The sequence below is a fragment of the Vibrio sp. OPT41 genome, assembly GCF_015163595.1.
Classification (GTDB): Bacteria; Pseudomonadota; Gammaproteobacteria; order Enterobacterales; family Vibrionaceae; genus Vibrio; species Vibrio alginolyticus.
Genome location: NZ_JADDYH010000009.1, coordinates 89,178 through 105,216 on the forward strand (window position 1 = coordinate 89,178; position 16,039 = coordinate 105,216).

The window sequence follows — 16,039 nt, forward strand, 5'->3', positions numbered from 1 at the left end:
TACTGATGTTAAGTAAATTTTTCATTCACCGGCCGAAATTTGCTTTGGTGATCTCACTGGCGATGACATTGATGGGTATGATCGCCCTGAAAGTCTTGCCAATTTCTGAGTATCCTCAAATCTCTCCAACGGTAATTACGGTGAGCACCATGTATCCGGGTGCAAATGCGGACGTGGTTAAAAAGACCGTAGCACAACCGATAGAAGCCAAAGTCAACGGCGTTGAAGACATGATTTACATGTCTTCTGTGATTGGTAACGATGGCTCATACACATTGCGTATTTACTTCCGAGTGGGCGCAGATGGCGATATGGCGCAGGTTCGTGTGAACAACTTGGTGGCACAGGCGACGTCGTCTCTACCACAAGAAGTAAACCAAATCGGTGTGACGGTTAAGAAGAAATCTTCCGACATGCTGGGCGTTATCACACTGCGTTCTCCGAAACAGTCTTACGACAGTATCTACCTTTCTAACTACGCGGATCTCAATATCGTTGAGCGTCTAAAACGTATCGAAGGTATGAGTGACATTACGCTGCTGGGTAAGAAAGACTACTCAATGCGTATTTGGTTGAACCCAAATAAACTGGCTACCTTGAAGCTTTCTGCTAGCGATGTTATTGGCGCAATTAAAACGCAAAACATCCAAGTGGCGGCGGGTAAGATCGGTGGTATGCCAGCTCCGGGTGACCAGCAATATCAATATGTTTTGCAAACCAAAGGCCGCCTCACTTCTGCGGAAGAGTTCGAGAACATCATCATTCGTGCGAGCAAGAAAGGTTCTTTGATTCGCTTGAAAGATGTGGCTCGTGTCGAAGTTGGCGCACAAGGTTACGAAGCTGATGGTCGTATGAATAACGAACCAGCAGCCGTTCTGGCCTTGTACCAGTTGCCGACCGCGAACGCGCTAGACGTGATGGAACGCGTGAAAGAGGCCATGAAAGAGTACGAGAAATCGTTCCCAGATGATTTGGTCTATGACATCGCGTATGACTCTACCGAATACGTAGAGACATCGATTGATGAAGTGTATGAGACGCTGGTGATTGCGGTACTTCTTGTCACCTTCGTTGTGTACGTTTTCTTGCAGAACTGGCGAGCGACCATTATTCCAACCTTAGCGATTCCGGTTTCCATCATTGCGACTTTCGCAATCATGGGCGTGATGGGCATGACCATTAACACGATCTCGTTGTTTGGCTTGATCCTCGCCATCGGTATCGTGGTGGACGATGCGATCATCGTGGTAGAGAACGTGGAGCGGGTTATTCATGAAGAGCATTTAGACCCGATTCCGGCCACTATCCAAGCTATGAAAGAAGTGACGGGGCCAGTATTGGCAACAACGCTTATTTTGTTGGCGGTATTCGTACCGGTTGCGCTATTGCCGGGTATTTCTGGTCGAATGTTCAACCAGTTCGCGGTCACCATCTGTGTATCGGTGCTGATCTCTGCGATCAACGCATTGACGTTAACGCCAGCGCTTTGTGCGTTGATGTTGAAATCTACTCACTCGCAACCTATTGCGCCTTTGCGTGCGTTTAACCGAGGTTTTGAAGCAATAACGCGCAAATACCAAGGTTTAGTTGGCTTCTTGAGCCGTCGTATTGTGCTGAGTATCGGTGTTTATGGCGCGCTTATTGCGGTGCTGGCATTTGCGTTCATGACCGTACCTTCTTCTTTCGTACCGAACGAAGATAAAGGCGTGTTCATGGTCGAAATGCGTTTGCCAGACGCAGCAGCATTGCAGCGTACTGCACCATTAATGAAGAAGTACGTTGACGAGCTAAAACAGATGGAAGGTGTGGAGAACGTGGTTTCGGTTGCGGGCTTCTCGGTAATTAACATGGCGTCGATTCCAAACTCGGGCATGTTGATCATCAAACTGGATAACTGGAGCAAACGTAAAGACCCTGAGCTACACCAACGTGCGTTGATGAACAAAGTTAACCAAATGCTGAACTCAACGCCAGATGCCGCTTCGTTCGTTTTCGCGACGCCGGCAATCAAAGGCATGGGTGCGGTGGATGGTTTCAACCTTGTGCTGCAAGACAACTTGGGCCGTTCTCCACAAGAGTTGGCAAAAACAACCGCTGATTTTGTTGCCCAAATCAATCAACTGCCTGAAGTGGCGCGTGCGTTCTCGATTTTCCGTGCGAACATTCCGCAACGTTACATCGATATTGACCGCGATAAAGCGATTTCGATGGGCGTACCGTTGAATGAAATCTTCAGCACACTGCAAGCGCAGTTGGGCGGTGCCTACATTTCTGACTTCAACTTGTTTGGTCGTTCGTACCAAGTGAAAGTGCAAGCAGAAGAGCAATACCGTGACAATATCGACGACATCAACCATCTGTTTGTTCGCTCAAGCTCTGGAAAAATGGTGTCACTGGCAACGCTAGTGAAAGTGAAGCCGATCTTCGGCCCAGATACCTTGTCGAACTACAACATGTTCAGTTCTGCAACCGTGAACGGTGCGCCAGCGCCAGGTTACAGCTCGGGTGATGTTGTAAAAGCCATTGAAAAACTGGCTGCGGAATCTTTGCCAAGTGGTTACTCATACGAGTGGTCAGGCATGACTTACCAAGAGATGAAAGCAGGCAACATGGCACCAATCGCGTTCGCATTGTCTTTGCTGTTCACCTACTTGTTCTTGGTGGCTCAGTACGAAAGTTGGACCATTCCTGCTGCGGTAATGATGGCGGTTCCAGTCGCGATTCTCGGCGCAATGGGCACGCTATTGCTGGTGGGACAACCGTTCGACTTGTACGTGCAGATTGGTGTGGTCATCTTGATCGGTATGTCCGCCAAAGTGGCGATTCTTATCGTGGAATTTGCCAAAGTTCTGCGAGAAGAAAAGGGCTTATCCATCATTGATGCTGCCAAAGAAGCTGCTCGAGTCCGTTTCCGTGCAGTACAGATGACCGCATTCGCCTTCATCTGGGGGGTATTCCCGTTGGTGATTGCATCGGGTGCCGGTGCGGCATCTCGTCACTCACTGGGCTTTGCGGTATTCGGCGGCATGATTCTCTCTACGTTTGTTGGCACGTTACTGACGCCAGTGTTCTTCGTGATGATGCAATCTCTGCGCGAGAAGTTTAAGCGAAAGAAACCCACTGAACTTGAGGTGAGCGAGCAATAACGCTGATTTCAACTGACTGACTCCACAACACCCCCACGCTGTGTGCGATTGGCCAATGCCTTTCATTGATATACAACCACCGTCGCAGCGTGGGTTCCCCTAACAATAATAGGTTTTAGCATGAAAAATCTTTCAAAAATCGTCGTAGCGAGCTCTCTACTGACGTGTGCTGCTGCGCAAGCGGGTGGGTTATACCTTTACGAAACAACAGCATCGGATATTGGTTTGGCATCCGCTGGTATGGCGGCTCGTGCGCAAGATGCCTCAGTAATGGCAGCAAACCCGGCTGGTCTGGCGAATGTTTCTGGTAAATCTTTCTCTGGTAACCTGATTGGCCTTTACGGTGACGCGCAATTAGACACGATGACTGGCGATGCGGGCAACGTGATTGGTTTTGTTCCTATGGCGTCGGCATTTTACAGCCAACAAGTGAACGACAAATGGACGCTGGGTATTGGTCTGTATGGCAACTACGGTCTTGGCCTCGAGTACGAAGGTCTTTTGGGTGATCATTTAGATATTCCTACAGCAACGACGCAAGCCTTGACCATTCAACCTTCCGCTTCTTACCGCATCAATGATCACTGGTCTGTGGGTGCGGCGCTTGGCATTCAGTACGGTATGTATGAAGTGGAAACGAAGGGAGCCTTGAACTTCAATGACGAAGACCAAGATACTCAGCTCAACGGCCGAGTAGGTGTGCTTTATGAGGCAACACCAGGCACGCGTCTTGGTCTGTCTTACTCTTCTGAAACCGAATTTGAATTCGACAAGAGTAACTCCATTGCTCCACAACAACTGATCTTCAGTGCTTACCATGAAGTGAATGATGACCTAGCGGTGATGTGGAACGTGAACTGGCAAGACTGGAGCGAATACACAACCACGCTGAACGTAGAGACACAAGACACTTACCAAATCGCATTGGGTACTCAGTACAAACTGAATGAAAAAATGATGTGGAATGCAGGTTTTGCATTCGATACCAGCATGTATGAAAGTCAATCAAACGGTGACATTACCGTTCCTACTGGCAAGGCGTACCGCATTGGTACAGGCATTGATTACAAATTGGATTCAGAAAACTCAATTGGTTTCGCGTTTGAAGCGATCTTGATGGAATCGTCAGAAACGCCACGCTTACAAGCTGGCTTTGATGAGCCTGCGCTGTACTTCATGAGCATGAGCTACAACTGGAAAAACTAATCATTCCTAATCGCTAAAACGCCTTCCTTACAGGCCATTCTACCCTAACTACCTGCACTGGATGCTGTCACGCCATCTAAGGTAGTTAGGGCGCTTCTGTCACATCCAGTGAGTGATGATTCAAAAAATATCTGCGCAGCTAAGTGCGGGTATTCAACATCTCAAAGGACTAAAAAATGAAAAACAAACTAGCGTTAGTGTGTACGACTTTGTTGGTCAGTACGTTGGCTCATGGTGCCGAGCATCGAGTAAAAGGCAATAAAAACAAGTTGGCGGATGACCCAACAAAAGTCATCACGAAATTTGGCGCGTCTTACGCAAACAACTACGATTTTGATGATCAAAACATCTCATTCTCGGGCTCACTTGCGCTTGACCAAGCGCGCAAAATTAACCTGCGTATCAATGATGATGCGAGCGAGTGGCGTATTGGTGGCTCGTGGCTGTTTCCGGTCGGTATCGTGAACTTCAACTTCGGTAAAAATGAATACGTAAACGGCGCGGATCAAACCAACTACAGCGTTGGTACCTTTATGCCGCTAAGTTATTTCGGGATTGAGCCAGCAGGCTTCCAAATTTTCCCAATGGCAGGCTATACGTACAACACTGGTGATGTTCCTGTTTGTGACGGTGCAGAAAGTAGTCTCTGTAGCGAGCCTAACTTTACGGGTACGCCAAGTGCAGAGAATGGCTTCAATATGATGAGCTCTTCAGGCAGTAGCGGTTACGTTGGTGCATTTGCGCTGAAATCGTTTACCAAAGAGCTGACGTTAATCAGCTTCGCAGCAGGCACTTACGGCTCAGAAAACAGTGAAGGAGAGAACTACAAAGGCTTCTTTGGTGGTATCGGCCTTGGTTACCTCGTGAGCAAACGCCACTCTTTTAACGTAATGACGTTTGTCATGGACAACAACACCTATTTGGATGAAGCAGACAAGCGCATCGTATTATCATATCAATATCAATTTGAATAAATAAAAACGCAGCCCAAATAGCTGCGTTTTTACTTTGATAGAATGAACTAGTGAATTGAGTTGTTTTCTTCGATCTTTTTCTGGTACTGGTGTTTTAATATATACATGCGCTTAACATCGCTGTAAGCGCCGTTAATAAAGTATTCTTCTACAAGGTGACCTTCTTCGATAAAGCCGCACTTTTTGTATAAGTGAATAGCGACTTCGTTATCCACTGCGACTAATAAGTAGATTTTACGTAGATTAAGAATTGAGAATGAGTAATCTAACGCACGATTAATCATCTCTGTCGCATAACCTCGGCCTTGATGCTCTGGGGCGATGATTATCTGAAATTCCGCGCTGCGGTGAATGTAGTTAATCTCGATCAGCTCAACTAAGCCAATTACGATGCCGTCTTCATCTTCGACGACAAAACGCCTTTCAGCGTCATCATGTATATGTTTTCGATAAAGTTCTTCGAGCTCGTCATAAGACTCGTAAGGTTCTTCGAACCAGTAGGCCATGATATTTCGGTTGTTATTCAGTTCATGAATAAAGCGCAAATCAGAACGCTCTAATGCACGCATTTTTAGGCCTTTCTTCATCATTTTTCTCCAATGAGGGCGGAGAATACCTCCGCACTTGATGCTAGAAAATATTACCGTATTTCACAAGAATCGCGCATCTTTTTTTGGAAAATATCCTGTGATTTTCAATGTGGAAACTTAGAGTTCACGACAAACATAAATTAATCTTTACGATAAAAAACTCGATTAGGTGCTTTGCCTAATATCGTATTAAATACCGCGCAACGACTTAGTGTCTTAATCTAAACAAACAAGGTATTCAATATGTTTTCAATCGGTGACGTAGTAGTAGCGACTAAAGGTATCGATCTTGGCGAAATGGTTGTTACAGGTTTAAGCAGTGGCGGTTTTTACACACATGTAAAAGCAGGCGAAAAAACACTAACTTACCCAGCTAAAGATCTTAAGAAAGCATAATTAAATTTGCTCATTCTTATTTTTAACTGGCTTAAAGTTCGTATTAGTTATTTTAAGCGGGTTAGAATCGATAAAAGGTAGCGCAATGAGTCACTACCTTTTTTTATTTTTTCTACCTTTCTTCACCAATATGAAACTCAACGCGATTTCTTCCGGTTTCTTTTGCCTTGTAAAGTGCTAAGTCGGCGCGTTTAACGAGTGGTTCAAATGAGTCGTCGAGACGACAGACTTGAGTTACCCCAATACTCGCGGTGAAGCTCATATCACAACCTGAATGTTGAACGGTCGTCGTTTCTAGTGCATTACGAATCGTTTCTAATGTGTCTAGAGCTTGCTGTGATGAGCGACTTCTTAATACGATGGCAAACTCTTCACCGCCAACTCTGGCAAGTAAGTCACAATCAAGTAGATGACTTTTAATAGTATTAACTGCATGGATCAGTGATTTATCGCCTGCGTCATGACCAAATCGGTCATTGAGGCTTTTAAAATTGTCGAGATCTAAAATAGCAACATGGAAGTCAATGCCCTGGGTTCGGTATTCATTTAGGCGGCTTTCGATTTGTCGCATGAACTCTCTGCGATTTGGAATACCTGTTAGATCATCCGTCGTGGCGAGGTGTTCCATTTTCATAATCTGTATATGAAGGGCAATGTTTAAAGCAATCCAATTAGCGATGCACTGAAGCTGTGCCGCTTGTTCGTTTGTGTAAATGTGCGTTTGATGATGCGCAACGTTAAGCGTTCCTAGGCAGACTTTACCGTGCATTAAAGGCGCGTCCATACACGTACCCATACCATTGGATGCGAGCATCACACAATCGATCTCATCAGATTGCGTAACATCGTCGCAGATCATCAGTTGTTGCTTTTTGAACACTCGGCCAACAAACGCTTGATGAATGGGCACTAAAAATTCAGCGGGAATCGCTTTACTACCAGAGAAAGAGTAGACCTTTAAATGATCATTGTTTTCATAAAGTGTGATACTCGCACGGTCAGAATTAAATATACGATTTATCCATTCTGCCACCGTATCAAGTACTTGCTGTAGTGTTTCCGATTGAGCTAAAAAGTGAACAAACCCTATCGGCATACATATCGGACTTTCCATGTTTTGCATCGATAAGTCATCAGGGTTAAAAGTTCTTTCAAGTCTCAATAGACATCTCCTTGGCAATGTTGCAAATACCAACAATAAATTACGTGAAGCTATTTTGTAGAAAATGTGCTTCTTGGTAAGAGTATGGTTCAATTATCGCCGTTTTTGTGCATTTGGTTGCTTAATGTGGGCGTTAACTCACCCTAAATAAGTAAATCTTATACCTATTTATAAGTAAGTCATTACTCAATAAGTGGTGTTTTTAAGATGGAAGTGCAGAATGAGCCCTTCTGGAAGAGAAGGGCTAGAAAAGGATACAAATAGGGTCAGGTGAGTGGTGAGTTAATTGTCTTTGTACTTTTGTAAAATCAACTGACTTATCTGCGCAACGAGTTGGTCCCTAGCTTGAAGTGAGAGCTCGGTTTCTGTGACATAAATACTAATGTAAACAGGTCGATGATTTTCCTTCCATATAATCGCGTTAATGCCACGCGAACCATGACCTCCCGCACCAGAACGGTCTGCAATAGACCAACCTGTTGGTAATACAGAACGCATTAACGAGTCTGAAACTTTGTTGTCCTGCATCCAGATTTTTAATTGCACACGAGACTCATAAGACAACGTTTCGCCTTCGACCAAAGTTCGTAGAGTGTTTAGTATGGCGTTAGGTGTGGTTGTGTCGCGGCTGTCGCCTGGTGTGGCTTCGTTCAAGCGAGGTTCTATTCTGTCTAGGCGCGTTGCTTTATCTCCAATTGTTCGCAGAAACATTGTTACGGCCTTAGGGCCGCCAATTTCATTTAATACCAAGTTGGCTGCAGTATTATCACTCATTAACATAGCGGCTTCACACGCGTGCTCTATGCGTGTGTTTTGGCCTGCGAGCTTATCCATCACTGGAGACCATACAACGATACTGCGCTCATCGACTTTTGCGGTCGCATTTTTACTTAGCTTACCGCTGTCCATATCACTTAGCATTTTGGCACAAGCTAGGGTTTTGAATGTGCTCATGAGTGGGAAGCGTTCATCGCCACGGTAATCCCAACGCTCGTCTGCTTGGGTATCCCAAACTGACACCCCAATTCTGCTTGAGGTTTGTTGCTCGAGGAGAGAAATGTCCTCATTCAGTTGGGACGCGTAACTTAGGGTTGAGCAAACCATTAGCCCAGCCAACAAAAATAACTTTTTCATGGATCGTGTTCTTCAATTTTAGTTTTAGTTCGCACGGTAGCGATGTCACGTAAACTATAACGAGCCAATACTCTAAACACTGTTAAATCTATGTCTATTTTATGTAGGATTCTTTGCAATACGCTTAAACGGTCTCAATATGGGGAGAAGAGTGTTGCTATCAAGGCCTGTAGTTTGGCTTATATATTACGTCGGTGATTCGGTCACAAAAATATCTTAGCGAGAGACACTGGCTCAGAATTTCTTATCATGAGCTAACGAATAGTTTGATCCAGAAATAAAAGGAGCTGAATCATCAGCTCCTTTGTCTATTTGGATAATTACTTACAGTTCAATCTTTTTAACCATGCCCGATTCTGCATGGCCCGGAATGTTGCACGCGAACTCAACCTTGTTGTCACCGTGGAAGTGCCACAACAACTGCTTCGCTTTGCCTGGTTCGACCGTCACAGAGTTGCCCGAGTCGTGCATATGATCACCGCTCATTGTCTTCATCATTTCACGATGTTCTAGCTGCTCTTTAGCCGAACCAATCGTAAACTCGTGGTTGATCTTACCGGTGTTCATGACTACAAACTGCACCACATCGTTTGGCTCAATCTTGACGTCTTTCTTGAACTTGATGGTCATGTCATCACCCAAGATTACGTGTACCACCTTGTCTGGCTGTGCCCCTTTCGCTGGCATACCTACTGCCGACATGCCCGGCATATCCATCATGTTTGAATGGTCCATTTTACTGTGGTCCATCTTCATGCTGCCGTGGTCCATGTTTTCATGCTTCATGTTGCCATGGTCCATGTTTGAATGATCCATTTGGGCAAACGCAGTCGTTGTTGTTAGGGCTAGAGCAAGAGTGATTAGTGTCTTTTTCATTTTTATATCCTTGTTTTAATTCATTAATAACTTGGTTGCTTCCCCTCAAACGGCATGTTTGAGAGGAAGGTAGGGATTAAGCGTTGTTGTTTACATCACTAGCTTGTGTGCCAGCTTGGTGATTAGTCGCATTGCTTGGGCGCAACTCACGTTGTTTCCACAGCTTGAAGATGGCTGGAAGCACTAACAGCGTCAGCAGCAGTGCCGATGCCATACCGCCAATCATTGGTGCAGCGATACGTTGCATCACTTCTGAGCCTGTCCCTTCGCCGTACATGATCGGAATCAGACCAATAATGACCGTCAGTACCGTCATCATTACTGGGCGAACACGTAGGCCCGCACCTTCACGAATGGCATCGGTTAGGTCTTTCGCCTCAAGCTTCTGTTGGCTCTCTTCCGCATCGAGTTTTTTGTAGTGCCATGCTTGGTTGAGGTAGACGAGCATGATGACCCCAATCTCAACCGCGACGCCTGCTAGGGCAATAAAGCCGACCCCAACGGCAATCGAGAAGTTGTAGTTGAGGATATGCATGAGCCATAAGCCACCGACCATAGCGAGCGGTAGCGTAAGCATGATGATCATTACTTCGCCGACACGACGGAAGCTGAAGTAAAGCAGCAGCATAATGATGGCGATGGTGATTGGTACCACGACACTCAAGCGGTCTTTCGCACGCTCCATGTATTCGTATTGACCAGACCAAGCCAGGGAGTAACCCGCAGGAAGTTCCAATTGATCAGCAACAACCTGTTGCGCTTCCACGACGTAAGAGCCAAGGTCACGACCATCGATGTCGACAAATACCCAGCCGTTTGGACGCGCGTTTTCCGTTTTGATCATTGGAGGGCCGTCTTCGTAACGAATATCCGCTACGTCAGCCAGCGCAATACGGGCGCCATTTGGTGTAACTAACGGCAGGTTTTGCAGTTTAACCACTGAATCACGGTAGTCTTGTGGGTAACGAACGTTGATTGGGTAACGCTCCAAGCCTTCAATGGTTTCACCCACATTCATGCCACCCACCGCAGTGGAGATCACTTGCTGAACGTCTTTGATGCTTAAGCCATAACGCGCTGCGGCACGACGTTTAATGTCGACCGTGACATAACGACCACCTGCTACACGTTCCGCATAAACAGATGCTGTACCTTGTACGCCATTAAGAATTGGCTCTAGCTGAGAGCCGATCTTCTCTATTACTTTCAGATCGGGACCGGCGATCTTAATGCCAATAGGGGTTTTGATGCCCGTTGCTAGCATGTCGATACGCGTTTTGATAGGCATTACCCAAGCGTTAGTAAGACCAGGGAACTGAACCAACTTGTCGAACTCTTTGCGCAATGACTCGGTTGTTACCCCTTCGCGCCATTGATCGCGTGGCTTCAACTGAATCACGGTTTCAATCATGGTGAGTGGCGCTGGATCGGTTGCGGTCTCAGCTCGGCCAATCTTGCCCCATACGGTTTTCACTTCTGGAACGGTTTTGATCAGCTTGTTGGTTTGTTGTAGAAGCTCACGTGCTTTACCAATTGAGATACCTGGGTAGGTCGTTGGCATGTACATCAAGTCGCCCTCATCCAGCGGCGGAATGAACTCGCTACCCAGTTTACTGGTTGGGTAGTAAGCCGATGCCATCAGACCTAATGCGATAACAATCATGGTCTTAGGGTATTTTAAGCTGGTGTTCAACAACGGACGGTACAACGCGACCAAGCCACGGTTAACTGGGTTTTTGTGTTCTGGTAACACCTTACCGCGAATGAAGTAGCCCATAAGTACAGGGACGAGTGTGATTGCCAAACCTGCTGCCGCTGCCATGGCGTACGTCTTAGTGAGCGCAAGCGGCGAGAACATCTTGCCTTCTTGGCCTTCTAAGGCGAACACCGGTACGAAGCTAAGTGTAATGATCAGCAATGAGAAGAACAGCGGTGCGCCGACTTCTTCTGCGGCTTTGCCTATTACTTGCCAGCGGTTTTTATCGGTCAGTGGCGTTCGTTCAATGTGCTTGTGAACGTTTTCAATCATCACGATCGCACCATCTACCATGGCACCAATGGCTATCGCAATACCACCCAAGGACATGATGTTGGCGTTGATGCCTTGCCAATGCATTACGATAAACGCACTAAGAATACCAACCGGTAGGCTCAGAGCGATAACCAACGAAGAACGAATGTGGAATAGGAACAACGCACACACAATCGCGACGACGATGAACTCTTCTGCAAGCTTCTTCCAGAGGTTTTCTACCGCTGAATCGATAAGGGTAGAGCGGTCGTAGGTTGTAACAATTTCCACGCCTTCTGGTAGGCTGCGTTGCAGGTCTGCTAGCTTGTCTTTGACTTTCGAAATCACCTCACTGGCATTTTCACCAAAGCGTATCACGATAACACCACCTACCGCTTCACCTTCGCCATTCAGCTCTGAGATACCACGGCGCATTTGCGGACCAAGGTTAATGTCTGCGATGTCTCCTAAGAGCAACGGCGTGCCTTTCTCAGTGACTTTGAGAGGCAGTGACTTGATGTCTTCAATGCTGGTTAGGTAACCCGTGGTACGAACCATGTGCTCGGCTTCAGCCACTTCGATAACGGACGCGCCGGTTTCTTGGTTGCCGTTTTGGATTGCCATGTTCACTTGTTGCAAAGTGAGGTTGTACGCACGCAGCTTGGCAGGATCAATCTGCACTTGATACTGCTTCACCATACCGCCCACGGTAGCGACTTCAGAAACGCCATCAACGGTTTGCAATTCGTACTTCAGGAACCAGTCTTGCAGGCTGCGGAGATCCGCCAAATCATGCTTGCCGGTTTTGTCCTGTAATACGTAGCTGTAAACCCAGCCCACGCCAGTCGCATCAGGACCTAAGGTTGGTTTTGCGTTCGGTGGCAGCTTTGGTGCTACTTGGCTTAAGTACTCCAACACGCGTGAACGTGCCCAGTACATGTCGGTATCATCGTTGAAAATGATATAAACGTAAGAGTCACCAAAGAAGGAGTAGCCACGAACCGTCTCAGCACCAGGCACGGCAAGTATGGCGGTGGTGAGTGGGTAAGTCACTTGATCCTCAACGACTTGAGGAGCTTGACCCGGATAGCTTGTCTTGATGATCACTTGCACATCAGAAAGATCCGGAATCGCATCAACAGGCGTATTCTTTACACTGTAAAGTCCGCCTAATACAAGGGCTAAGGTCGCGACCAACACTAGGAATCGGTTGCTCAGTGACCAACGAATAATAGCATTGATCATAATTAACCCTCGACGGCTGTTGTTGCAGGAACTAGCTGTTTAAGAACGTAGTCAGATCCTTGTTTTTCAACTAGAAACCGAACTCTCTGTCCTTCTTCAAAACCCGATAGATCAACGTCTTCACCCACAGAGAAGTTCATCTCGCCAGCATCCCAGTTCCATTCTGCAACTAGTAGGTGGTTTAAGGTGATCATGCCAAAATCAGCCATCAGCATGCTAATGTCACCAGTTAGCCAAACTTCTGCGGCAATGACGCTGTTGTCTGCCTTATACTCGATGATTTGGTACTGACCGGACTCCGTCTTTTGCATTTCAAATTCGATAGCCTGACCTTTTTTCAAGTCACCCATTTCAACGCCATCTGCGAAAGTGAAGTTCATTACCATGCCCGGCCAATCCCATTCTGGTACAGGTTGGTGGTTGATGGTCAGCATGCGGTGATCTTTCATTACGTCTGTGATTTCACCTTTGGCCCATGCTGTTTCTGCCGCTGCTTCTACACCATTGATGCGAGACAGATCCGCCGACTGGCTTGATTCAGAGTCGAGCATGAAGTGAGATGAAGTAACGATCTTGTCACCCTGTTTAAGTCCTTGTAATACTTCGATTTGTTCGCCAGCTTCGCGGCCAACTTCAATTCGAGCTGAGCGGTATTTGCCTTCGCCCTCAGCCAGAACAACGCGAGTCATACCGCCAGAGCGAATAACAGATGACTTAGGAATCGTTAATACTGCGTCGTCAGTAACAGGCTGCAAGGCAATATTGGCGAACATGTTTGGCTTCAATGCGCCATCTGGGTTAGGGAATTTAAGGCGCACACGCAACGTACGTGTTTTCGGATCAAGGATTGGGTACACGTAATCTACGACACCTTGCCATTCATTGCCCGGAATCGCGTCAAGGGTCATCGTGGCTTGAGAACCTGCTTTCATCCAGTGTGCTTGACGCTCAAAGACTTCCGCATCAACCCAAACATTGTCCAAGGGACCTGCACTGATCACCGCTTGAGCAGGGGACAAATAGCCACCTTCACGCACGTTTAAGCTCGCGATAACGCCATCGGCAGGCGCTTTGATTTCAATGGTTTGCGATGCTTTACCACTACGAGTAATGGATTTGATTTGAGCACGGTCAACCCCAAGCGTTACCAAGCGTTCGGTCGCGCCTTTTACAAGACCTTTGCGCCCAGTGCGGTACGCATTCAGCAATTCTTCTTGTGCTTTAACCAGTTCTGGAGAGTAGAGCGTGAAAAGCACATCGCCTTTCTTCACTTTCTCACCCACAGCATTGATGTAGAGTTTTTCTACCCAACCCGCCACACGAACGTTGGTTTGCCATAACAGACTTTCATCAAAGGCAATATAGCCAACCGTTTCGATGCGTGGTGATAGCTGTTGTAGTGTCGCGTTTGCGGTTTTAACCCCGAGGTTGTTCTCTACTGAAGGGTCAATAGTCATTGTACCCGGTGCGTCTTGTTCACCGGATAGGTCTTCTGCGTAAACCGGAATCAAATCCATGCCCATTGGGGACTTACCCGGCTTGTCGCGTTTGTAGTTCGGATCCATTGGGGCAACCCAGTAAAGCGGAGCATTAGAGCTTGCAGCAGACTCGCCACCCATCGCACTCATGTCGTGAGTCGAGCCCGTAAGAAAATGATTAGCACCAAACCCTAAAGCACCACCAACAGTCAGCGCGATGGTTGCAATTTTAAATGTTTTCATTGTTTTACCTTATTTTCCCCTTCACATTTGACGCTACAGCGTTGTTGCCTGCTCTCGTTCACCCAAATCACATAGAGGATCCCTTAGTTTGTTAGGGAAAGTGCTCATGGGATTCTCTCGTTTGCCGCCTAGCTGTAGCCCCAACTATCTTGGGGAATCACAAATTAATATGTCGAAATAGAGCGAGCTTCCGGTGAAGCCACTTGATAGTCGAAACCACCCAGTAGGGTGGCTAAATTGCTGTTTGCGATGTTGAGATCGGTCAGCAGACGTTGTTGCTCTAATTGCAGAGCCAACTCGTCTGTGGTGGCAGAAATCACATCGTTAAACTGCGCTGTGTTGTTTTGATAACCCCGCTCAACGGCTTGAATGCGCGCTTTCGCTTGAGGCAATAAGGTGGATTGATAACGTTCTAAGCGTTGGGTTAAGTTGCCGCGATCAACCAGCAAAGTGTTCACCTTGGCATTCATCTGCGTTAGTAAGGTGTCTTTTTGCGATTGTGCCGCGCCAACTTGGTATTGAGCGGCCGCGAGATTGCGATCTTGGCGGTCACCGGTGAACAGTGGAATGTCCATGGTGAGGTAAGCGCTAACCAAATCAGAGGCGGGCTCACCCATCATGTTGTCGGCTTGGCGGTAGGCGTACATTACTTCGACGCCAAATTGCGGGTTGTAGGCTTGCTCAGTAATTTCCACCTGAGTTTTATTGGTAGAGATGCTGACGTCGGCCATCTTAACCATCGGGTGTTGGCTGAGTTGCTGATAATGCTTGGTGGAACGCTGACTGGCAGCAAGTTTGCTGTTCAGTGTGTCCCAGTTCAATTGATTGCTCGCGTGCAGAGCCTGTTCGTTTGCCAACCAATCTGACCCCAACCATTCGGAGAGTTGAGATATAAGACGACGTTGCATTTGTGCATTGGCTTGCAGTTTCTCATCCAACTTGCTGACTTGAAGTTGGGCGTTGAGCAGATCTTGCGCTTCACTCTTACCAATCGAATAGTTGGTTTGAATAAAGCTTTCCATTTCCTTCATCAACTTGCGGTTCTCAAGCATGATTTGTTCAGCGCGTTGCTGGTAACCAAGTTCTAACCAAAGTTGAGTCATGCTGTTGGCTACCTCAAGCTCACGAGCATGAACTTGAAGCCCAAGGCCGTCGGCTTGTTGATTGGCTTTCTTCTGCTGTAAATCAAGCGTAGAGCCACGCTCAAACTGTTGCATTAAACCAACGGAGATGTTGGTCATTGGATCTTCATCGAATTTGAAGCTGTCGACAGGCAAGCCACCAAAACCCACTTTCAGTTTTGGGTCCATCAAGGTTGCACTTGCGACGCCCGTTTCACGCATGGCAGCAGATTGCGCTGAGTATTGCTTACGATTGCCATCGTTACTCAAAGCGACGTTGATCAGTTGGGCAAGCTTGGTCGTTGAAGCTCGCTCGCTTGATGCGGAATTTTGCGCTGCGTGCGTCTCTTTACCTGCGGCGTTAACCAAGGTTGGCGCAGCGACCAGAGCCACCATAAAAATAGGTGCAGCTAAGCGGTATGGTTTGATATCCATAATCTAAATCCAGTGTTCGCCG

At 47.0% G+C, this 16,039-nt stretch carries 11 protein-coding genes; 4 read left to right on the top strand and 7 right to left on the bottom strand.

Annotation, left to right across the window (positions count from 1 at the left end; translation table 11 throughout):
- Positions 1-5 precede the first annotated feature (5 nt).
- The 3 genes from vmeQ to IQP38_RS01085 all read left to right on the top strand — a co-directional run bounded on the left by vmeQ (position 6) and on the right by IQP38_RS01085 (position 5,326).
- Positions 6-3,146, top strand: coding sequence for an efflux RND transporter permease subunit VmeQ (gene vmeQ / locus IQP38_RS01075; RefSeq protein ID WP_138939638.1), 3,141 nt, complete (start codon positions 6-8; stop codon positions 3,144-3,146).
- Positions 3,147-3,266: 120 nt separating this feature from the next.
- Positions 3,267-4,352: an OmpP1/FadL family transporter gene (locus IQP38_RS01080; protein WP_193837204.1), complete on the top strand. Its 1,086-nt coding sequence runs from the start codon at positions 3,267-3,269 to the stop codon at positions 4,350-4,352.
- A gap of 176 nt (positions 4,353-4,528) precedes the next feature.
- The gene (locus IQP38_RS01085; protein ID WP_138939636.1) at positions 4,529-5,326 is read left to right on the top strand and encodes a hypothetical protein; all 798 of its coding nucleotides are present in this window, start codon (positions 4,529-4,531) and stop codon (positions 5,324-5,326) included.
- A 47-nt stretch (positions 5,327-5,373) separates the two neighbouring features.
- Here IQP38_RS01085 and speG read toward each other — a convergent pair whose 3' ends face one another.
- Positions 5,374-5,913, bottom strand: a complete 540-nt coding sequence (gene speG, locus IQP38_RS01090; RefSeq protein WP_005375417.1) for a spermidine N1-acetyltransferase — start codon at positions 5,911-5,913, stop codon at positions 5,374-5,376.
- A gap of 246 nt (positions 5,914-6,159) precedes the next feature.
- Between speG and IQP38_RS01095 the strand changes: the two genes are divergently transcribed.
- Complete coding sequence (locus IQP38_RS01095; protein WP_005375418.1) at positions 6,160-6,312, top strand: hypothetical protein; 153 nt, start codon at positions 6,160-6,162, stop codon at positions 6,310-6,312.
- A 112-nt stretch (positions 6,313-6,424) separates the two neighbouring features.
- Here the strand turns inward: IQP38_RS01095 and IQP38_RS01100 are convergent, their stop codons facing one another.
- From IQP38_RS01100 to IQP38_RS01125, 6 genes are all read right to left on the bottom strand, one after another.
- Positions 6,425-7,474 (bottom strand): sensor domain-containing diguanylate cyclase, encoded by a 1,050-nt coding sequence (locus IQP38_RS01100; protein ID WP_053303796.1) that lies wholly within the window; start codon positions 7,472-7,474, stop codon positions 6,425-6,427.
- Positions 7,475-7,756: 282 nt separating this feature from the next.
- Positions 7,757-8,608: a carbenicillin-hydrolyzing class A beta-lactamase CARB-42 gene (locus IQP38_RS01105; protein ID WP_005375420.1), complete on the bottom strand. Its 852-nt coding sequence runs from the start codon at positions 8,606-8,608 to the stop codon at positions 7,757-7,759.
- Positions 8,609-8,932: 324 nt separating this feature from the next.
- Complete coding sequence (copI, locus tag IQP38_RS01110; RefSeq protein ID WP_193837205.1) at positions 8,933-9,484, bottom strand: copper-resistant cuproprotein CopI; 552 nt, start codon at positions 9,482-9,484, stop codon at positions 8,933-8,935.
- 76 nt (positions 9,485-9,560) lie between these two features.
- The gene (locus IQP38_RS01115) at positions 9,561-12,740 is read right to left on the bottom strand and encodes an efflux RND transporter permease subunit (protein WP_193837206.1); all 3,180 of its coding nucleotides are present in this window, start codon (positions 12,738-12,740) and stop codon (positions 9,561-9,563) included.
- A gap of 2 nt (positions 12,741-12,742) precedes the next feature.
- Positions 12,743-14,461: an efflux RND transporter periplasmic adaptor subunit gene (locus IQP38_RS01120; RefSeq protein ID WP_193837207.1), complete on the bottom strand. Its 1,719-nt coding sequence runs from the start codon at positions 14,459-14,461 to the stop codon at positions 12,743-12,745.
- A gap of 164 nt (positions 14,462-14,625) precedes the next feature.
- Positions 14,626-16,017, bottom strand: coding sequence for a TolC family protein (locus tag IQP38_RS01125; RefSeq protein ID WP_193837208.1), 1,392 nt, complete (start codon positions 16,015-16,017; stop codon positions 14,626-14,628).
- Between the last annotated feature and the right edge of the window lie 22 nt (positions 16,018-16,039).